A 19,811-nucleotide genomic window follows, 5' to 3' on the forward strand; every position below is an offset into this window, starting at 1 on the left:
AGCGTGCCCCGGACGCGGGGTGCACCACACTCGGCGGCGCCGTCCGAGCCGATCCGGGTGTCGAGGCTGACCATCGAGGTACGACGCATGCCGGCGCGGCGCGGGTCGCCGCAAACACCGGCGCCCACGGGACGCCCCCTGATCAGCCCATCGCCTTCGTGGTCCCCCCCGACCACCGAACCCGCGGTCCACGCCCCCCGTCAGATCACGGCGGCGGCCTCGGCGTCGCCAGTGGCGTGTCGGCGTCGGGTCACGGCACCGACACCAGGTCCAGCCGGCCACTCGCCATGGCCACGACCGTCGAGACCAGGGCTTGCAATCCGGCCTGTTCGGCCTCCTGGTCGGGCAGCGAGAGGTGCTGCAAGGTGAGTCCGTCGAACCCGGCGAGGAAGAACCGGGCGATGGTCTCGGCCGGCTGGACGAGCTCATGGTCGGCGCGTTCAGCGGCCTCGGTGATCAGCTTGGTCGTCACGGCCGTCACCTCGCGGTAGTGGCTCTGGAGAGCCGCCTGAAGGCTGGGCGCGCGGAGCGCGAACATGGACAGCTCGGTGAGCAGCTGATAGCTGGTCGGCCGCTCACGCACGGTGCGCCACAGTGCGGCGGCCAGGGCGACGACCGTCTCCTCGAAACCGGCGTCCGTGGGCGCCCCGTGCTCGACCTGGGCGAGCAGCTCCTGGGTGAGCTGTTCCATGACGGCCCGGTACAGGTCTTCTTTGGTGCCGAAGGTGTAGTGCACCGTCGCCTGTGCCACGCCGAGCTCGGCGGCGATGGCACGGGTGCTTCCGGCGGCGACGCCCTCCCTGGTCATGAGGTCGATGGCCGCTTTGATCAGCTGGGGGCGGCGCTCCGCCGCGGACACGTGAGCCATAGGCACATCATAGCGACCCAGTCTTTTGAGCAAGTCGGTCGATCAAGTCGATCCGCTGGACCGGGACGGCCGCCCGTTGGCCGCTGGGGTCCCCTCCGTGGCCGCACAGGTCAGTTCCCGCCGAGCGCCTGGTGCATAGGTTTCCGGCAACACCTGCGAGACGTCAGGTAAAGGAAAGGAGGCGGGCTGGTGAGCGAGAACCGGTACGACGCATACGACACCTGTGTCATCGGAGCAGGCCCCGCCGGTCTGGCCGTCGCGAGGGCGCTGACGGAGCGGGACCTGCCGTACACGCACATCGAGCGGCACACCGGGCCGGGCGGGCTGTGGGACATCGACAATCCCGGCAGCCCGATGTACGAGTCTGCCCACTTCATCTCCAGCAAGACCCTCTCCGGCTTCGGCGGCTACCCCATGCCGGACCACTTCGCGGACTATCCGCCGCACCGGCAGATCCTGTCCTACCTGACGTCGTTCGCCGAGGCGTACGGGCTGAGGGAGCGGATCGAGTTCGGCACCGAGGTCCGCGACGTCGAGAAGAACGCGGACGGCACCTGGACGGTGACCCGGGCCGACGGGCGGGAGAGCGTGCATCAGCAGGTCGTGGTGTGCACTGGCTCGCAGTGGAACCCCAACGTCCCGGATCTGCCAGGTGAGTTCACCGGCGAGGTGCGCCACACCGTCAGCTACCGAAGCAGTGACGAACTGCGCGGCAAGCGGGTGCTCGTGGTCGGTGCCGGGAACTCCGGTCTCGACATTGCCTGCGACGCGGCCCGTGCCGCCGACCGCGCGGTGATCAGCATGCGGCGCGGCTACTGGTTCATCCCCAAGCACCTGTTCGGACGCCCGGTGGATACCATCGCGGCGGGCGGACCGCACCTGCCGATGTGGCTCCAGCAGAAGCTCTTCGGCACCCTGCTGCGCATCATCAACGGTGACCCGCGCAGGCTCGGCCTCCAGAAGCCCGACCACAAGCTGTTCGAGACCCACCCCGCGATCAACTCGATGCTGCTGCACCACCTCCAGCACGGCGACATCACGGCGAGGCCCGGCATCTCCCGTACCGAGGGCAGGACGGTTCACTTCACCGACGGCAGCAACGACGACTTCGACCTGGTCCTCCTGGCAACCGGATACGTGCACAAGGTGCCCGCTGCCCAGAAGTACTTCGGCAACGAACAGCACCCCGACCTCTACCTGTCGTCGTTCTCCCGCGAACACGAGGGCCTGTTCGGCGTAGGTTTCGTGGAGACGAACTCCGGGGCCTACAAACTCTTCGACAGCCAAGCCCAGTTGATTGCCTCCTTCGTCCAGGACACCCGGGGCGGGCTCCCGACGGCCGAGCGGTTCGCCCGCATGATCCGCAGCGACCGGCCCGACCTGACCGGCGGGCTGAGGTTCGTCGACTCGCCGCGCCACACCGGATACGTCCACAGCGAGGCCATCGTGAAGTACCTCGCCAAGGTCGCCGCCGAAATGGGCTGGCGTGCGGAGGGCCGTCCGCCGCGGGTGACGTCCGTGCGGCGCGAGGCGGTGGCGTCGTGACGTACGACTTCCGCGACAAGGTCATCGTGGTGACCGGCGGCGCGGGCGGCATCGGCGGCGCGATGTGCCGCAGGTTCGCCGGCGGCGGTGCCCGGCTCGTCGTGGTCGACATCGACGAGGTGCGCGCCGAGCGCACCGCCTCCGAACTCCCCGGAACCGGTCATATCTACCTGAGCTGCGACCTGCTGGACCGCGCCGCAGTGGAACGGGGGCTGGATTCCATCGCCGCGACCCACGGCCGTATCGACGTCCTGGTCAACAACGTCGGAATGACCAGCGCCGAACGCTTCGACGTCCGCAGCGTCGAGAGCATCGAGCGGGAGATCGACCTCAACCTGCTCTCCCCGCTGGTCGCCACCCGCCTCGCCATTCCACTGCTGCGAGCCTCCGGAGATCCGCGCGTGATCACCGCGGTGTCCCTCGGCGGGATCTTCCCGCTGGGCGAGACCCCCATCTACACCGCGTCGAAGTTCGGGCTGCGCGGTGCCATGCTCGCCATCGGGCTGGATCTCAGGGGCAAGGGGATCAAGGCCGGTTCGGTGCTGCCGTCGGCGACCGACACCCGGATGCTCCAACAGGAGGCCGTGGACGGCGGGAACTCCATGCAGTTCCAGGACCAGCCGCAGCAGCCGGCCGACGTCGTCCGCGCCGTCGTCAGCCTGCTGGACAGGCCCCGGCTGGAGGCGTATGTCCGGCCGAGCCAGTCGCGACTGGTCCGGTTCGCGATGCTGGCGCCGAACCTGCTGCCCAGGCTCTTCCCACTGTTCCGGAAGCGTGGTGAGCGGGGCATGGCCCGCTATCTGGAGGACCTGCGGCGCAGGGGACTGGCCCATCAGGTCGGCGGCCAGTGGGAACTGGTGGAGGAATCATGACGGGGACGGACCCGAAGGACGAGCTCGACCTCGTCAACCCCGCATCAGGCGAGCTGATCACGACGGTCACCGCCGTCGGCGCGCACGAGGTCGCAAAGGCGGCCGAGCGGGCACACGTCGTCTTCGAGAGCGGCGTCTGGTCCGGGCGGCCCCCGCGCGAGCGCGCGACGGTACTGCTCCGCCTCGCTGACCTCATGGAGCGCGACGCCGAACTCCTGGCCCGGCTGGACAGCGAGGACGCGGGCAAGCCGATCACCGAGTGCCGTACCGGCGACGTACCCGGGGCGATCGAGTCGATCCGCTGGTTCGCGGAGGCGGCCGACAAGGTCTTCGGGCGCCTCGCCTCCACCGGACACGACAGCCTGGGGCTGATCAGCCGCGAACCCGTCGGCGTTGCCGCGGCGATCCTGCCCTGGAACTACCCCCTGGCCATGGCCGCCTGGAAGGTCGGCCCGGCGCTCGCCGTGGGCAACAGCCTGCTGCTCAAGCCGGCCGAGGCGACCCCGCGCTCCACCCTTCACCTCGCTGGCCTGGCGGCGGAGGCGGGCCTCCCGGACCACGTGCTGACGGTGCTGCCCGGCCACGGTTCCGTCACCGGAGCGGCCCTCGCCCGCGACGCCTTTGTCCGCGCGCTGTCGTTCACCGGATCAGCCACCACCGGACGCGGCATCCTCGCCGATGCGGCGGAGACCAACTTCAAGCGGGTTTCCCTGGAGATGGGGGGCAAGAGTCCCCAGGTGCTGATGCCGGACGCGCTCTCGTACGGCGACGAACTGATCGAGAACATGATCGAGGCCGCGTTCCTGACCATGGGCCAGAACTGCACGGCCGGCTCCCGGATCCTGGTCCACCAGGACATCGCCGACGAGGTCCTCGCCCGGTTCACGGCGGCGGCCAAGGCGCTGGTCATCGGGGACCCGGCCAAGCCGGAGACGCAGATCGGCCCGCTGATCAGCCGCGTGGCCAGGGACCGGGTCGCGGCGGCGGTGGAGGAGGCCCGAGCCGCCGGTGCCGGGATCCACACGGGCGGGCTGCCCAGGGGCCTGCATCCGCAGGGCGCCTACTGCCCGCCGACCGTCGTCACCGGAGCCCCCGAGAACGGCAAGGTCCTGACGCAGGAGCTGTTCGGCCCGGTCGTCACCATCCAGACCTTCACCTCCGAGGACGAGGCCGTGGGGCTGGCGAACGCCTCCGAGTACGGTCTCGCCGCCTCGGTCTGGACCCGTGACCTCGACGCGGCCTTCCACCTGGCCCGCCGCATCCAGGCGGGCGTGGTCTCGGTCAACGCCTACAGCGAGGGCGACATCACCACCCCCTTCGGCGGCTGGAAGCAGTCCGGCTTCGGCGGCGCGGAGAAGTCGACGAACGCCTTCGAGCAGTGGACCAGGGAGAAGACAGTCTGGATCCGCACACGCTGACGGCGTTCAACTGCCGACGCGCCCCTCCCGCGCACGCAGCTGGCGGGGCGCCACGCCGTGCCAGCGACGCACCGCCCGTCGGAGCGCCCGTACGTCGGAGAAACCCGCCTGCCGGGCGATGTCACGCATCGTCGCCTCGCTTCGGTACAGCAGCTGTTCGACCCGCTCGCGCCTCACTCCGTCGACGACGGCCTCGTACGTCGTACCGCACTCGGCCAGACGACGGCGCAGCGTGCGCTCGCTGGAGGCGTGACGGCGGGCCTGCTCGACGACCGAGGGCACGTCGGGCAAGCTCTGCGCGATCGAGATCTCCAGCACCTCCAGGAGGTCCTGCTGGTCGCGGCGCGACGCCATCGCCTGCTCCAGCACCTCAACAGTGGCGGCGTACGTGACGGGATCCCGGCCCGGCATCGGGCGCCGGGCCCACACCATCGGGAACACCATGCGGTTCACGTCCGCGGCGAACCTCACCGCGCAGCGGAACAGCTCGGTGAACGGATGCATGTCGGGCGGCGCGGGGAAGGCGAACTCGACGCTCTGCGGGGCGAATTCGACGCCGGCACTCAGGCGTGTCAGCGTGACGACGCTGGCGAACGCCTCCTCGGCGAGGAAGACCGCGACCGTCGGATCGAGCGCGGGGTCGGGCAAGTCGGCGCGCAGCACATAGCCGGTCTCCTCCTCGTCGGCCGACCAGACCACCATGGCCCCGGACAGGTTCTGGAAGCGCACACCTGTCTCGACAGCGTCCCGCAGGGTCTCGGCGGCCAACTGCGCGAAGCCGAGCAACCCCCAAGCGGTCAGGTGCTGGGCCGCACCCACCCGCAGGCCCAGGTGCGCGTCACCCGTGAGCTCCACAGCACGGCGGATGACGGCGCTGCCCTGCCGGTAGGAGACGCGCAGCCCGGCGGAGCGCATCACCGTCTCGTCCAGTCCGACGCGGGTCAGCTCCGAGTGGAGGTCGACGCCGTACCCATCCGCGACGAGCGCGAGGTAGCGGAGGATGTTCGGCGGGATGGTGGCCGAGGTACTGCGACTGGTGCCCGGAGTGTTGTCCGGAAAGGGGCGGCGGGGCATGGGCATTCCTTGTCACCAGGACATTGCTCGTCGCACCAACAGTAGACGGGGTCCGCCGTCGGACAGCGAACCCCGAGACGACGCGGCAGAGTGTGCGGGAGGCCGCGGCCCCCGTTCGGTTACGCGCCGTAAGCTGCCGCGAGGACACTGCGCAGCGGCCGCTCCGACGTCGCCCTGGGCCTGCTTCCCGACCGGCCGATCGGGCAGGAGACGGCTCGGCTCATGCACGTCCTGGCCGTCGAGTTCGCCGAGCGCGGCCTGGCCAGGGACGGGCAAGCCCTGCGCCGACGGCTCCGTCGCGGACCACCATCTCCATCGACTTGATCGAACGACTTAAACAGTGGACTAAGTCGATATAATGGAGACATGGCTCACGTCTCCGCGGCCGAACGCCGCCCCCAACTGATCAAAGCGGCCATCGACCTCATGACCAGGGAGGGCGTCGCAGCCGGAAGCACGCGCGCCATCGCTGCCGAGCTGGGCGTCGCACAGGCCACCGTGCACTACACGTTCGGCACGAAGGAGGAGCTCTACCGCGCCGTCATGGAGCAGCTCACCGAGGACCTGGTCGCCCAGGTCGAGCGGGCGGCACCCGAGGACTCCGGTTTCGAGGCGACGGTCGCGGCTCTTGCCGCCGCCTTGTGGCGCACCGTGGGTGAGCAGCCCACCAGCTACCAGCTGCTCACGGAGCTGTCCATGTTCGCTCTGCGCACCCCCCACCTGAGCGAGGCCCTGCGCGGCCACTACGGCGGGATCGTGGACGTGACGACGAAGCTGGTGAACGAGGCAGCCGAACGCACCGGCCATCAGCTCGGCCAGCCGGCCGAGACACTCGCGCGATTCTTCCTCGCGGGTTTCGACGGACTGACCTTGCAGCACCTGTCACTGCCCGACGACGCGGCCGAACACACCGCCCTCCAAGCGCTGGTCTCCGCCGTCGTGGCCCTGGCGGGTGGCCGACTGGACCTCGTGACCGTACCTACGGCCTGACCAGGCTGGCGGGCCACCACCCGCACCGGGACACCAGCGCGGGGATCCGGCCACAGCGCCAGATGCTCTCAACCAGCGTCGGCAGCGGGCGACGGAGCCGAGTGCCGCTCGGCGGAGGCGCCTTCACCTGCCACCGTCATACTGAGCAGGGGCAGAGAGGCGAGGAAAGTGCCGAGGGCCAGAAAGATGCTGAGTACGCCGGCTCCCGCTGCGTCCAGGATGGCGCCGACGGCCAGTGGCCCGACGCCGGTGCCCAGCGCGCCAGCGCCACTGAGGGACGCGACCAGGCGTCCTGTCCGGTCGATGAGCGCGGCGGCAGCCAGCATCTGTACCAGGACGGCCAGTTGGCAGGCCTGCCAGACCACGGCTGCGGCGATGAAGAACACGGCCTCGTGGGTGGAGATCAGGACGGCCATCGCGAGGGCCTGTGCTGTGACGAACGCAGCCATCGACCGCATGCGCCCGAAGCGGCGTGCGGCTGCGGGGCCGACGACCGCGCCGACGAGTGCCACGACGCTCGAGACCGCGAGGACCGCCGACACGACCGAGTCCGACATGGCGGTGTGCTGACGTCCCAGCACCGATGCGTACGACCATGCCCCCTGGGTGACTGCCCACAAGAGCGCGGTTCCGGCCAGCAGGATCACCGAAGGGCGGGCCGCGACGCCTTTGCCCTCCACGCCGTCGGAGGCGCCATCGGAGGCGCCATCGGAGGCGCCGTCGGAGGCTGGAGGGCCGTCCGGAAGCCGGCGCACGAGAGGCCAGGCAGCCATGCAGCACAACGCCATGAGTACGAACCCGGCGCCCTCCCCCACATCGTGGTTGGCTGCGGGCACCGCCATGATCAGCAGCGCCGTCACCCCGACTGTCCCCGAGATGGTCACCGCGGACGCCTTGTCCGCGTCGTCGGTGGCGGCGAGCGCCGCTGTGGCCGCGGCGTAGACCGCACCGAGTCCTGCTCCCAGGACCAGGTTCGCCAGGATCAGAGTCCCCGCATCGGGCGCTGCCGTCGCGGCCAGGAAGCCGACCAGCGCGCAGGCGAGGCCGAGACGGGTCAGCTGCACACGGCCCGGCCGCGCGGCCCTTTCGGCCAGCAGCAGGGTCACGACGGCGGTCGCCAGCAGCTGGGTCGCGGCGACGAGTCCAGCACCGGAGTTCGACATCGCGAAGCGCGAGGCGAAGTCGTCGACGAAGACGGGCATCACATTCGCGCCACCGTTGCCGAGCGTCACTCCGGCGATGAGCGCCACCGCCACGCCGAAGGTGAGAACGGTACCGCCGCGCGCCTTCACCGGTCGCTCCGTTGCAACGAGTACGGGAAGAGCGCGGATCCTCGGCGTACCGCCGAGCGTGCGACAAGCATGGAAACCTCACGTGTGGGAGAGCAAATGGCATTCGGAACGGGGGCGGTCACGGGGCGCGGGCGCTGCGGACGCCCGTGCCCCGTGGAGAGGATCCGGTGTGTTCAGCCGGCCCAGACGTCCTCGACGTAGGTGCCGGACTCGATCAGGACGGCGAGCCAGGCGGCGGCCTCTTCGTCGTCCGCGCCCGTGTACTTGCGGTAGATGGCCATGAACGCCTCGCGCACGGCGGGAGCCATGCGGCGGCCGTCGCCGCAGATGTAGACGCGTCCGCCGGCCTCCAGTGCGGCCCAGACCTCGTCGCTCTCCTTTGCGATGCGGTCCTGGACGAAGCGGGCGCCGTCCTCGGGCGCGCAGGCGAAGGTGGGGCGCATGCTGACGGCTCCGGCCGCCTCGGCCGGAGCGAATTCCTCGTGGTGGAGGTAGTCGACGTCGGGGTGGTCGCAGCCGAAGTAGCACAGCATCGTCCCGGTCGCTCCCGCGTGCTTGCGGTCGAGGACGGCCCCACGGAAGGGGGCCAGGCCGGTGCCCGCGCTGACCAGGATGACGGGGACGGACGGGTCCTCCGGCAGACGGAACGACTCGCTGCACGGAAGCACCCTGGCCTGGACGGTGTCCCCGGCCCGAACGGTCTGGATGTAGTGCGAGGCGATGCCGTTGAAGGTTCCCTCGCCGCCGCGGTGGGGTGCTGCCAGCAGCGAGACCATCAGGTCCACCTCGCCCGGAGCCGCCTGGGCGGAGGAGGAGATCGAGTAGTGACGCGGCCGCAGCACGGGGAGCAGTTCGAGGAAGCGCTCGAACGGCAACTCGCAGGCGCGGAACCGTTCCAGCAGGTCCAGGACGCTTCGCCCCGCGACCGTCACCTGCTCACGGAAGGCTTCGGGTTCCACCGCCGCCAGCTCGGCCAAGGGGCGCTTCTCCGGTGGGCAGGCCGTGTGCTCGGCGAGCACCGCGACCTGCTCCTGGGTCGCTGCGTCCTGCAGTTCGACGAAGTCGGTCAGCAGCCGGCGCAGGGGCAGCGGGCGGTCGACGGGCAGGATGTTGCGGCTGCGGCGGCGGGCGCACAGCCGGACGGTGCGGTCCAGGTCGAGGCCGAACCGGTCGGCGACCCGCTGGACGAGGTCGTCCGGGTTGCGCGGGAGTACGGCCAGGTGGTCGCCGGTGCGGTAGGTGACGCCGTCGGGCAGCCGCAGCCGCACGAAACGCTTGGAGCGGCCGAGCGGGTGGTCCATCACCACCAGTTCGTACGCCTCCAGCACCTCCATCGACTGGACGCCGTGGCGTGCCGCGAGCTCACCGATGACCGAGTCGGTCGTGTCCTGCAGCTCGTACAGCCCCGCATCGTGGTCGGCCTCCGTCTCCACCGCGGCCGCCTCCCCTTCGGCTCCGTACCGGTCGAAGAGGACGGTCCACAGGTCACCGGTCCACCGGTCCACGGTGCCGGCGAAGTCGCCGGAGGCGTCGGCTGCACCGCGCTCCAGAAGGCGTACGGCGCCTGCGGCGGTGAGCCGTTCGTCGATGAGGGTGGGGATGCGCTGGTAGGTGGCGGCCCAGTTGCGGTCTCCGACACCGAGTACGGCGTACTGGACACCGTCGAGCGAGCCGGGCTCAAGTCCCTCCAGCCAGGCGACGAACTCCGTGGCGTCATCGGTCGGCCTGCCGTTGTAGGAGGCGGCCACGATCACCACGGGTCCGGCGCCGGGCGTCAGCTTGCCCACCGCTTCGTTGAGGGGCGTGGCGGTCGCGGTGAATCCGCGTTCGCCGCCGTCCTCGGCCAGATCTCGGGTGATGCCCGCGCAGGTCCCGAGGTTGGAGCCGTGCAGGAGGGTCAGTGCGGTGCCGGTGTTGCGTCGGGCCGCGGGCCGCTCCAGGGCCGCGGGTGCGCTGGTCACTGCGGCGGGACGGCGCCACTCCGCGGCCGTCCGCCGGACCAGGTCGAGGGTGAACTCGTCGGGCTTGAGAGTGAGGGACTGTTTGATCTTCAGCTGGTAGTTGGTGTGGTCGATCAGGCGGTAGCGGTGCACCAGGAGCGCGAGGACCAGGGTCGCCTCGTGAAGCGCGAACTGGCGGCCGATGCAGGCTCGTTCGCCGTTGCCGAATGGCTTGAACAAGTGGACGGGGCGTGCCTCCTCCCGCTCGGGCCGGAACCGGTCGGGATCGAACAGCTCCACGTTCTCGCCCCAGGCCGGGTCCCGGTGCAGCTGCGGAATGAGCACCAGCAGCGACTCGCCCTTGCGCACGGCGTACTTTCCGCCAATGACCGTGTCCTCCAGCGGCTCCACCGCGTAGACGGGCGCCGTGGGCCACAGCCGCAGGCCCTCGTTGAGCACCTGACGGATGTACGTCAGCTTCCCGATGTCTCCGTAGTCCGGTTCGGGCGCGTCCGTGTCGCCCCACAGTGCGTCGACCTCCGCCTGGGCACGGGCCAGGACCTCAGGGTGCTTGGTCAGGTAGTACAGAGCGAAGGACAGCGCCCCGCTGGTGGTCTCGTGCCCGGCGATGAGGAACGTGATCGCCTGGTGGCGGATGTTCACGTCGTCAAGCGGTTCGCCCGTCCCCGCGTCGCGGGTGTGCAGCATCCGCCCGAGCAGGTCGTCGGTGCTCTGATCGCCGGAAGCCCTGCGCTGCCGGATCACGTCGTCGACCAGGTCCTGCATCAGGGTCACGTCGCCGCGGAACTGTTCGGCCTGCCTCCACTTGAACACTTCCGTACCGGGGATCGACTCCCCCTTGGACTGGGCGAAGCCGAGCGCCCGTGACAGCGAGGTGACGAAGGGGTGCGTCTCGTCGCGGCCGAACGACTCGAAGTCGTAGCCGAAGCCGCACAGGCCGATCGTGTCGAAGGTGAGCCGTGTCATGTCGGCGGCGACGTCCACCGGCTCCGTGCCTGCCGCCCGGTCCCACTTCCCTATCAGCTCCCGGGCGACCTTGAGCATCGTCGCGTGGTACCCGCGCATCGCACCGAGCGAGAACGCCGGCATGAGGATGTCGTGCGCCTTCCGCCAGTTCGGCTCGTCGTTGAAGGCCGTGAACAGCCCGTCTCCGCCGATCGCCCGGAGGACGACGAGGTCCGGGTGGACGTTCTTGCGGAAGCGGGTCTCGTCGGCGAGCTCGGTGACGAGGTCCAGGCCGGAGACGAAGTTGATGTCGTTGCCGAAGATCCGGAGCCTAAAGAGCGGCCCCAGCTCCTTGGCCTCTTTCATCACATGGAGCAGGCCGTCGGCACCGCTGGGGACACTGAACGCGTGGCCGACCAGCGGGAGGGCCGGACGCTGAGGGATCGGCTCGATTCCACGCAGGGACGTCTTGGTCATGAGTTTGCCTTCCATGCCGCACCGGCTGTCGCTTGCAATCAACGTACCCACGACATTGTCACCTGACAATGTCAGTCGAATGTGTTGCATGACACGGTCACTCGACGCAACCACGGAGGCCACCCCGTACGTCGAGATGATTGAACGACTTTGTCGAGCGACAATGTCATACGTGAACGCTGAATTGCTCGTGCTCCGGCACGAGAACTCGGTACTGCGCAGGCAACTTGCGAGTCCGGTGCGGTACCAGTGGGCGGACCGGTTGTGGTCCGCGGCATTGTCCTCGCTGACACCCCGGCGTCGCTGGGCGCAGGTGTTACCTCACGCCAGGGACGTTGCTCCGCTGGCATCGGCGTCGTTACACACAGGTGGGACTACAGCGAGTGCCGGACCAGGCCGGGCCGTGCGACCCAGATTCCGCTGCTGCTCGCCTCCCCCGGCCTCGGTTGGGAGATCACGATCGGCGCCGCGCTGTTCCTCCAACTGGTCTGTGCCGGGGCTGCGGGCACCACACAGCGCTCGATTCGCCAGATCATCACCGTGGAGGGCATGCAGGCCCGGATGCAGGCCGTGAGCACCTGGCTGACCTCCGGCGCCCGACCGGTGGCCGCGCTTCTCGCCGGAGGACTCGGCACATGGGCCGGGGTACGGCCCACCCTGATTGGTGGCACCTTCCTGCTCGTCGTGCCCGGCGCGGTGCTCGCCTGCTCCCCACTACGCGGACTGCGGCAGATGCCCGACCCGCCACCCGCTCCCGCCGGGCAGACAGAGCCGGACCTACCCAGCCTCGGACAGGCACGTACCGGGGACTCCTGCCCGGACCCTTCTCTGGACGGAGGTGCCGCGTGACGGCCCACCACCCCCGGCCGACAGTGCCCCGGACGGCGTCCGGCTGCTGCGTCACGAGGCACCGGAAGGGACCGAGCTGCACATCGTCGGTGTCCACCTCTACCTCCAGGACGAGCACGGGCGGATCCTCCTTGGTCTGCGTCACCCCGACTCGGCGTACGCGGGCAATACCTGGCACTTTCTGGCCGTTCATTAGGCAAGTCGGCTGTCGGAACAGCAGTTGTCGGGAACTCCCAGGCGTGAGTGGATCGTCCTGCCTGGGCATGACCGGCAACATCCGTAGACCTGTGCGACGAAGGGCCGTCTCCTCCCTGCGGGCTGGAAGGGACGGCCCTTCGACCTCGCCGAGCGATGCTGGCCATGGCGTTCGGATGGCTGACTTGCTTGCAGCACGGAGGTAGGCGAACCCCCGGTTGTCGAAATTGCGGTCCAGACAACGTCTGCAGTGGGGGGCGGGGGACACAGCGAGATCGCCGAGCGACTACAGGTGGCGAAGCCACGGCCGTGGACTGGTTGCCGCTGACCGCCGTCGTTTCCTCCCAAACTTGTTGGAACATCGGCGCATCGGTACGTTGCTCATCACTGAGTCCGGGGGAGGAGCCCGTCTTGACACGCGGCAGGTGGTCGACACAACTACGGGCAGCGGTCACGTTGATCGTGGTGCTCGTTGTCGCCGTAGGTATCTCATTCCTCCTCCTTCAATGGGTTCCGCATCGGCTCGCCGATGCGGAAGCGAAGCAGTTGAAGCCGTCTGAGCGCCTCACTCACCTGAACAACGTGCGCGGCATGGTCCTACAGACGGCAGCCGGACTGGCCGTCCTCGGAGGGCTCATCTACACAGCCCGTGGATACGTACTCTCTCGGCAGAGCCAGATCACGGACCGCTATGCCAGCGCCGTCAGTCAATTGAGCAGCGAATATCTCGACGCTCGTCTAGGCGGAGTGTTTGCTCTTCAAAGGCTGGCCGGCGATTCCCGGCACGACGTGGCCTCGATCACGCAGGTGCTCTCCTCGTTCATTGTGCGTCGCCGTCCAGTTACGGGGTCGACTCAGAGTTGGCGCATGACCTCGCCCGAGAGAACAGGCCAGCTAACACAAGGTCCCAGGCCAGAGGCCGACGTGCAAGCGGCACTTGATGTACTCGGCTCGATGAGACGGACAACTCGCGCCGAATTGGCTGAGTCCGATCTGAGAGGCGCCGAGTTACAAGGTCTGTCGTTCGAACGAGGGGACATGCGTCGCTGCCTTCTGCGGGGAAGCAACCTGCGTCAAGCCATCTTGCGTGAGGCGGAACTCGACGGCACAGACCTCAGAGGCGCTCGCCTCGACGGCGCCGACCTTACGGGTGGCCGCCTCTCACGGACCGATTTGCGTGGGGCAGAGATCAAGGAGGCCACGTTCACGGACTGCTCACTGTCTTCAGCCCGTCTGGACGATGCTTGGGCGTCGTCGGTCTCCCTGCGACGGGCGGATCTTTTCTCCGCGAGACTTGACGGTGCGCGGTTGGATGGTGCCGATCTACGTGACGCAACGTTGATCAACGTAAGCCTTGTACGGGTCGATCTGACGGGAGCCGACCTGTCGGGGGCTGACGTGTACGGTGCCGACTTCACAGGCGCTGTGCTTGTCGCCGCTGACCTCAGGTCCGTCCAATCACTCACCCCCGAACAGTTGAATTCAGCCGTGTTGGGCCAGCTGACGCGCCTGCCCGCCGAATTTACACACCTCTTGGACGACCGAGCCATGCCTGACGATCCTGGCACCGGCATCGTGATCATTTGACGGAGATTTAGTTGAGCGCCGAGACAACACAGCCCCCGCCTGGTTCGGATCTATCCCACACCAGTATCACCGGAAGCTCATCGACAGTCCGAACGTTCGTCCGCCAGCCACGGGTCCTTCCGTCACCCGTCCCTGGAGACTCCGTGGCGCTACGACCGCCTCCCGTTTACGGGGACCGCACTTGGACGCAGAAATGGCGACAACCAGTACTGTTGGCCGCTCCGGGCATTCTTTCCTCTGCTGCACTAATCCTAACTGCGAATGGCACGGCTACTCGGCTTGCTGGTTTCTTAACCCTCGTGTCCGGTGTCGCCATCGCGCTCGTTGTCGCATTGATGCATAGTTCAGATGGCGATGTCGCACATACAACCCAACAGCGACGAGCGTACCTCCGCTACCTAACCGACACGCGTCGGCAGCTGCATCGGACGGCTTCGCTACAGCGGGAAGCACAGCTGCGGTTGCATCCGGAGCCGTCAGAATTGCGCGCCGTCATAGCTCGCCGGGGACAGCTGTGGGAGAGGACGCACGAAGACGAAGATTTCGTCCAGGTGCGGGTTGGCACCGGGCCTCAGTCCCTCGCCACGACGCTGGTGGCTCCGGCTATTCCCGCGGGATCCGACCCTGTATGCGCCGATGGTCTGGCTTCACTGATGCAGGAGTACAGAACCTTGGCGGAGCTCCCTATGGCCGTTAGTCTCCGCGCGTTTCACCATATTCACGTGTGCGGCACCAATGAGGAACGCATCCGTAATCTCGTACGAAGCATGGTGGCACAGTTGGTGACCCTTCACGGGCCTGATGAAGTCCGTGTGCTGGTCTACGCTCCCGTAGCGCGTTCTGATGAGTGGGAATGGATCGATTATCTGCCGCATGTCAGGCCGCTTCCCGATGATGAGCTACCTACACTCATAACTGGCTTGGCCGACGACTCGACGAGCTTCACCCAGCTCTTGACCGGAATCCACGGCCGGGCCCCGTTCAGCAGGGAAGATTTTGAAGGGTCACCCCTATGCCCGCATGTTCTTGTCGTGTGCGACACCCTGCCCATTCCGTCAGAGGCCGAATGGCTTCTGAGTGAGGGGCGAATGGGAGTCACTCTCATCAGGCTTGCCCCGGACACTCAGGGGGGCACAGCCGTTGGATTGGAATTCACAGTCACTGACGAGGACTTGAGCTTGGAAACCCCCAACGTCAGATACGTGGGACAGCCCGATGCCCTGACGAGCCGCCAAGCGGTCCGTCTTGCCCGTGACCTATCAGGTTTCCGCCTTGCGGACTGCCGAGACGAAACAGGAAATCAGGCCGGTCACGACGACATTCCGTCGCCTTGACCAGCCCCATGGGGCCGATGGACGTTTCGGTTCGTAAGTACGGTCACCGACGAGCTGATCGCCGCCGCGGGGCGGGGAGACGGGTGACGTTCCCGGATTGCCCTAGCTCCTCACGGGCCCGGTCGAGCTCCAGTTCAAGTTCGGCAATGATCCGGCGCAGTGCGGTGGTGACGGCGTGCTCTCTGGCCAAGGCGTCCGTCGCGTCCGCCAGCTTCTTCTTCAACTCCGCATTCCGATCGGCCAATTCCTGCACTGCGGCCGGAGTGCACTGCTGTGCCTTAGCGCGGGCCTGGAACTCTTCAACGAGGTCTCTATGGTCACCGTAGGTGACGTCTCGCCGCAGTCCGGACTCGCGCAGCAACTCGGTGGCGGTGAGTTTGCCGGAGGCGGACCGCAGGGGTGTGCCGGCCAGGAGGCGGTCGGCGGCGGCCCGCAACGCGGCGCGCTCGGCTTGTTTGTCCCGGCGTCGTCGGCTGGTCATGTGGTCCCCTTCCCAGCGTCAGTGACGCCGTGATGACCTCGGTGGCGGTCAATGATTTGCGAAAGCTGCTCGGCCTGGGCCTCCGCGCGGTCCCGTCGCGGCTTGGGGGCCAGCGGGTCGGCCGCTTGGGCCCGATGCACCTCAAGCCGGCGCTCCACATCGGCGATGTCGCGGTCGGTGTAGGCGAGGTTGGTGCACGAAGACCGGCACTCCGATTCGTCCGGGGCGTCGTCGTCCGGCAGTCCGAGTGCGAGCTTGGCCTTTCGGCAGGCGGCCGCGGCCGCGCGCCATACGCAGGTCATGCCCTGCCCGTGGTAGATCGCGGGATCAGTCTGCTCCAGGAGGCGTTCCGCATTGCCAGCACTGGTCACCACCCGGCCTGCGAACGACGCGGTGCGCTCCACACGGGCCCGGTACTCGTCGGCGGCGGGGCCGCTGACGTGCTCACCGGCAGCGAGGCGCTCGCTGTCCTGTTCAACCTGATCGATGATCAGCTCTAGCTTCTCCACTGCGACGTCGTACAGCCAGGAGGGATCGGCGTATCCTGCGTAACTCAGAGTTACTTTTGTATGGACATGCCCGTACTGGAGGGCGGCGGCGATTAGTCCTCGTGGCTTGCGGACGATGAAGCGGGCGAGGGTGCGGCGGTAGCGGGCGGCGTTGATGCGGCCGGCGGGATCGGTCGGGATGGGGGTGCGGCCGTCCGCCCTGAGGTAGGCGGAGTTGATCCAGGCGATCAGGTCCTGGATGTCGTCATTCATGGCGCGCCCCTTGCGGGCGTTGCTTGCTGCCGGACGCGTCGTGTGAGCGTTGGTCAGACTCGCTGGGAAGAGCAACGGCAGATCATGCAGTTCTTCCAGGAGCGCGATGGCCGCGTGGACCACATCGACGACGACCCACGGGCGAAGGGGTTCGGATACGTCTGGCTTGTCCGGGACCCGGTCGTATCCTTTGCCGCGGAAGCCGTGGACGAGGAGTTCGCCTGTCGTCTCGTCGGTGTCACGGCATCCGCGGCGCAGATTGAGGACCTCTCCGGGGCGCATGCCGGAGAGGTAGCAGACCGTGGTGAACAGTGCGGCGGATAGCAGGCGAACCAGGGTGGGGAGTTCCTCGACGGTGATGGGGTGCTCGCGCCAGGGGCGTCCGTGGACCTGTCCGGTGATCTGGCCGACGCCAGTGAAGGGGACGACAGGCAGGCCGCTGCTAGCGATCACATGCAGCATGGGCGCCGACATCTCCTGCCGGAGCCCTTTGGGGATGCCGATGAGCCGTTTGATGTGGCCCTGGTTCATGCTGCCGTCCGCGTGGCCCGGCAGGGCCACGCCCTGGCGCTGGCAGTGCGCGATGTACCGCTGAAGACGTTCGATTCGGGTGCCGGAGTACCGGGCCTGCGAGTGATGGTTCCCGGCTTCCAGCTGCTGGTACTCGTGCCAGGCGTCGCGGATGTCTGGGCCGATTTCCTCGATCATCACCAAGGCCCAGGCCAGGAGGGCCTCCATCGTGGCATCCGCGATGCGCGGAATCTTGTTCTCACGTCCCGTGCCTGCCGGGGCTCCGACGACCTCCTTGGCTGTTTGGCCGGGCCAGGGGAAGTCGCAATCGAGGCGGCATGGGGCGGGCATGTGCTCGTTGAAGAGCCACAGCAGGCGCACGGCACTGATCAGGTCGGACTTCCGGCGGGCGGTGCGGTCCAGGCCCAGCACGTAGGTGCGGAAGGTCTCCAGGTCGGCGTCGCGTACCTCGGAGAGATTGCGGAACCCCTGCTTTTCCAGCCAGCAGGCGAGAACTCTCATGTCGATGACCCAATAGGGGAAGCTACCGACGCTGGCCTGCTCAGCGGGACGCTGCCGTCCTCCCGGTTCCACCGGGACGGGATGGTCCAGGGCGGCCAAGAAGAATGTGCGGAAATGCTGACGGAACGCGGCCGGGAAGGTGGGCCAGGAAATAGCTGGGATCTGAAGGTGCGCGTCGCGGTGGGCCGGCTGGACGTACCACACCTCGTCGCCGAACCTGGACATGCGTGAGGGGGGTGTGCCGATCCGCACCGGTCGGTTGCGCAGGATGAGGATGTCGTCGGTCGGCCACCAGGGCGCCGTGGCGGGGCCCAGGTCGATTCCCGGTACGGGCGTGGTCGTGGGGGCGGTCACCGCAGGTCCAGCCTTCCGCTCAGTAGATCGTCGATCAGTGCGCTCTGCCTGTCGGTCAACTTGGCGTGGGCCTGTTCCCGTTCGGCGGGGGTGTAGTGACGCAGGATGTCCTCCAGCCGGTCGACGGCCGTTTGGTACTTCGCCCGCCAGGTAGCGGGATCGGCGTTGGGGCGCGTGGCAAGGAGCCGGTCGCGGGCGGCGATCTGGACTGGCAGCTGGTGCGGGAGGGCGCGGGCGTTTTCGCACTGGAGGCAAGCGAAGAACGAGGCCGTGCACGACATGCCAGGCGGCGTCTCGGGGCCGGAAAGGTGATCGACGCAGCCGGCCAGTACCGTGTCCTGTTCTCCGGTCAGCAGCCTCTTCAGGGTCTCCGCGTCGAGCCCGGCCTCGACTGCTGCTTCTTCCAGGTTCCGGGTCGCCCTGGCGATGAAATCCGGGGTGAAGACCGGGATGTCCATCGCCGCGCGCGCCTTCGTCACTTGTCCGCGCAGTGCCTTGCCGACGACGGACCGGCTCTGCTCCTGCACAGTACGGCTGCGCTTGAGGTAGTGATCCCGCAGCGTTTCGCGGCTGTGCGCGGTCGGGCGCCGCTTGAGTTCCAGCGCTGTCTGCCGGATCCGTCGCACTTGTACGGCGGGCCGTCCGCCGGCGATGGCTTTGCGTAGGGAGGGGAAGCCCCGCGTCTGGCTCCAGTGCTTCACGTGCACCTCGGCGTTCCACATGTCCCTGGCGAACGCACCACGGCGCTTCGGGCTGTAGCTGATGAAGGCGCTGGTCTCATTGCTGAGACGGCGGGCGGTCTGCGTGAGCTCCAACAGCAGCTGGTACACCCGAAGCGGAGAGTGGAACAGCCGACGCTCGATGTCCTCGGAGTCGACCAGATTACACAGTGAGGCGGGGAGGTCCTCGAGCGCCGCGATCATGTGCTCGCGGTCGGGCCCGCGGCGCGGTTTGGTCTCCTCGACCAGCGCTACCGCCTGCGGTGCCACACCGCCGTCGGGTCGGGTATGCACGGCCGGCCATGCCTTGACGGTGCCGAAGTTCTCCGCGGTCAGCGCGCTCAGCAGCAGCGCGAAGGCAGTGCACTCGTCACGTGTGAGGCTCAACATGCCGGTGATGGCCATGGCACCGCCGAGCCGGGCAACCTCGTCCCGCAAGGCGCCGGAAGCGTTCCGTGGCAGATCCCCAGTCGCAGCGAACTCCTCCAGCATCCGTCCGAGGGCCTCCTCCTTGCTCCCCGGTGTGAGTTCACCGCCCCGGGAGCGCTCTAGAAGACGCGCTCCCGCACGGATGCGGTCCCTGCTGGTGCGGACATCGCGGCGCAGCGCCGTCATGATCTGCTGCCACTCGTCGTCGCTGTACGCCACGACTCGGGTTTCCGGCACGGCGGTGGGAAGCCGTGTGCGCAGCAGGTCACGCCGGGCTTCTTCCGTCAGCTCTTCGCTCGCACGCATCAGTCGCCGAAGCGACATCAAGTACGTCCGCAGGGTCGTCGGGTGGTCCTCGTACTGATCACGGAATATCTGGAAGTGCGCGGGTGCCAACTCGCTTGGCATCGACGGGACACGGTCGGCTTCTGACAGCACCGTCATGAAGCGGTGCAGCGTCCAGTGGTACCTCTTCGCCGTCGCCAGGCGCTTGCTGCCGCCGCGCGCACCGCACCGGGTCGCCACGAGCGCGGCCATCCACTGTTGCATCGCGAGCGGCGCCGGGAAGGACGAGAAATTCAGGACGTGGCTCTTCCCGCTCTGCTCCTCGTAGAAGACCACCTCGGTT

At 68.0% G+C, this 19,811-nt stretch carries 14 protein-coding genes and 1 pseudogene; 8 read left to right on the plus strand and 7 right to left on the minus strand.

Going from position 1 to position 19,811, the window contains the following annotated elements; translation table 11 throughout:
• Positions 1–250 precede the first annotated feature (250 nt).
• The gene (locus SSOG_RS02580; RefSeq protein ID WP_039936386.1) at positions 251–868 is read right to left on the minus strand and encodes a TetR/AcrR family transcriptional regulator; all 618 of its coding nucleotides are present in this window, start codon (positions 866–868) and stop codon (positions 251–253) included.
• A 186-nt stretch (positions 869–1,054) separates the two neighbouring features.
• On the opposite strand from SSOG_RS02580, the gene SSOG_RS02585 reads away from it, so the two are divergent.
• The 3 genes from SSOG_RS02585 to SSOG_RS02595 are packed head-to-tail and all read left to right on the plus strand — an operon-like array spanning position 1,055 to position 4,703.
• Positions 1,055–2,413 carry a flavin-containing monooxygenase gene (locus SSOG_RS02585; protein WP_009712647.1) on the plus strand — a complete coding sequence of 453 codons (1,359 nt, stop codon included), beginning with the start codon at positions 1,055–1,057 and terminating at the stop codon, positions 2,411–2,413.
• Positions 2,410–3,285, plus strand: coding sequence for an SDR family NAD(P)-dependent oxidoreductase (locus tag SSOG_RS02590; RefSeq protein ID WP_009712648.1), 876 nt, complete (start codon positions 2,410–2,412; stop codon positions 3,283–3,285). The genes SSOG_RS02585 and SSOG_RS02590 overlap by 4 nt, the downstream gene beginning before the upstream one ends.
• The gene (locus tag SSOG_RS02595) at positions 3,282–4,703 is read left to right on the plus strand and encodes an aldehyde dehydrogenase family protein (RefSeq protein ID WP_050799740.1); all 1,422 of its coding nucleotides are present in this window, start codon (positions 3,282–3,284) and stop codon (positions 4,701–4,703) included. Before SSOG_RS02590 ends, SSOG_RS02595 begins: the two co-directional genes overlap by 4 nt.
• Before the next feature lie 6 nt (positions 4,704–4,709).
• Here the strand turns inward: SSOG_RS02595 and SSOG_RS02600 are convergent, their stop codons facing one another.
• On the minus strand, positions 4,710–5,777 hold the full coding sequence (locus tag SSOG_RS02600; RefSeq protein ID WP_039936388.1) for an AraC family transcriptional regulator: 1,068 nt from the start codon (positions 5,775–5,777) through the stop codon (positions 4,710–4,712).
• A 366-nt stretch (positions 5,778–6,143) separates the two neighbouring features.
• Here SSOG_RS02600 and SSOG_RS02605 point away from each other — a divergent pair, with 366 nt between their 5' ends.
• Entirely contained in the window at positions 6,144–6,767 is a 624-nt protein-coding gene (locus SSOG_RS02605) for a TetR/AcrR family transcriptional regulator (RefSeq protein ID WP_009712651.1), read from the plus strand.
• Positions 6,768–6,835: 68 nt separating this feature from the next.
• Here the strand turns inward: SSOG_RS02605 and SSOG_RS02610 are convergent, their stop codons facing one another.
• On the minus strand, positions 6,836–8,059 hold the full coding sequence (locus SSOG_RS02610; RefSeq protein WP_009712652.1) for an MFS transporter: 1,224 nt from the start codon (positions 8,057–8,059) through the stop codon (positions 6,836–6,838).
• 173 nt (positions 8,060–8,232) lie between these two features.
• A complete protein-coding gene (locus tag SSOG_RS02615; protein WP_039936389.1) occupies positions 8,233–11,442 on the minus strand; it encodes a bifunctional cytochrome P450/NADPH--P450 reductase in 3,210 nt (1,069 codons plus the stop codon).
• Positions 11,443–11,617: 175 nt separating this feature from the next.
• On the opposite strand from SSOG_RS02615, the pseudogene SSOG_RS55540 reads away from it, so the two are divergent.
• From SSOG_RS55540 to SSOG_RS48080, 4 genes and pseudogenes are all read left to right on the plus strand, one after another.
• Positions 11,618–11,847: pseudogene (locus SSOG_RS55540) on the plus strand (integrase core domain-containing protein); the annotation flags it as partial.
• Between the two features lie 135 nt (positions 11,848–11,982).
• On the plus strand, positions 11,983–12,291 hold the full coding sequence (locus tag SSOG_RS02620) for a hypothetical protein (protein WP_245606702.1): 309 nt from the start codon (positions 11,983–11,985) through the stop codon (positions 12,289–12,291).
• On the plus strand, positions 12,281–12,487 hold the full coding sequence (locus SSOG_RS58295) for an NUDIX hydrolase (RefSeq protein WP_009712655.1): 207 nt from the start codon (positions 12,281–12,283) through the stop codon (positions 12,485–12,487). Before SSOG_RS02620 ends, SSOG_RS58295 begins: the two co-directional genes overlap by 11 nt.
• Before the next feature lie 464 nt (positions 12,488–12,951).
• A complete protein-coding gene (locus SSOG_RS48080) occupies positions 12,952–14,073 on the plus strand; it encodes a pentapeptide repeat-containing protein (protein ID WP_167542460.1) in 1,122 nt (373 codons plus the stop codon).
• Between the two features lie 1,377 nt (positions 14,074–15,450).
• Here SSOG_RS48080 and SSOG_RS02640 read toward each other — a convergent pair.
• The 3 genes from SSOG_RS02640 to SSOG_RS02650 are packed head-to-tail and all read right to left on the minus strand — an operon-like array spanning position 15,451 to position 19,804.
• A complete protein-coding gene (locus SSOG_RS02640) occupies positions 15,451–15,888 on the minus strand; it encodes a hypothetical protein (protein ID WP_009712658.1) in 438 nt (145 codons plus the stop codon).
• Complete coding sequence (locus tag SSOG_RS02645) at positions 15,885–18,035, minus strand: integrase (RefSeq protein WP_208867319.1); 2,151 nt, start codon at positions 18,033–18,035, stop codon at positions 15,885–15,887. Before SSOG_RS02645 ends, SSOG_RS02640 begins: the two co-directional genes overlap by 4 nt.
• Positions 18,032–19,804, minus strand: a complete 1,773-nt coding sequence (locus SSOG_RS02650; protein WP_106516340.1) for a hypothetical protein — start codon at positions 19,802–19,804, stop codon at positions 18,032–18,034. The genes SSOG_RS02645 and SSOG_RS02650 overlap by 4 nt, the downstream gene beginning before the upstream one ends.
• Positions 19,805–19,811: the final 7 nt, after the last annotated feature.

Source organism: Streptomyces himastatinicus ATCC 53653, from assembly GCF_000158915.1.
Taxonomy (GTDB): Bacteria; Actinomycetota; Actinomycetes; order Streptomycetales; family Streptomycetaceae; genus Streptomyces; species Streptomyces himastatinicus.

Bases quoted from the DNA above. Each gene is read 5' to 3' on its own strand.
- SSOG_RS02615 (WP_039936389.1), bottom strand. From the start codon at position 11,442: ATGACCAAGACGTCCCTGCGTGGAATCGAGCCGATCCCTCAGCGTCCG.
- SSOG_RS02595 (WP_050799740.1), top strand. From the start codon at position 3,282: ATGACGGGGACGGACCCGAAGGACGAGCTCGACCTCGTCAACCCCGCA.
- SSOG_RS02605 (WP_009712651.1), top strand. From the start codon at position 6,144: ATGGCTCACGTCTCCGCGGCCGAACGCCGCCCCCAACTGATCAAAGCG.
- SSOG_RS02600 (WP_039936388.1), bottom strand. From the start codon at position 5,777: ATGCCCCGCCGCCCCTTTCCGGACAACACTCCGGGCACCAGTCGCAGT.
- SSOG_RS02580 (WP_039936386.1), bottom strand. From the start codon at position 868: ATGGCTCACGTGTCCGCGGCGGAGCGCCGCCCCCAGCTGATCAAAGCG.
- SSOG_RS02640 (WP_009712658.1), bottom strand. From the start codon at position 15,888: ATGACCAGCCGACGACGCCGGGACAAACAAGCCGAGCGCGCCGCGTTG.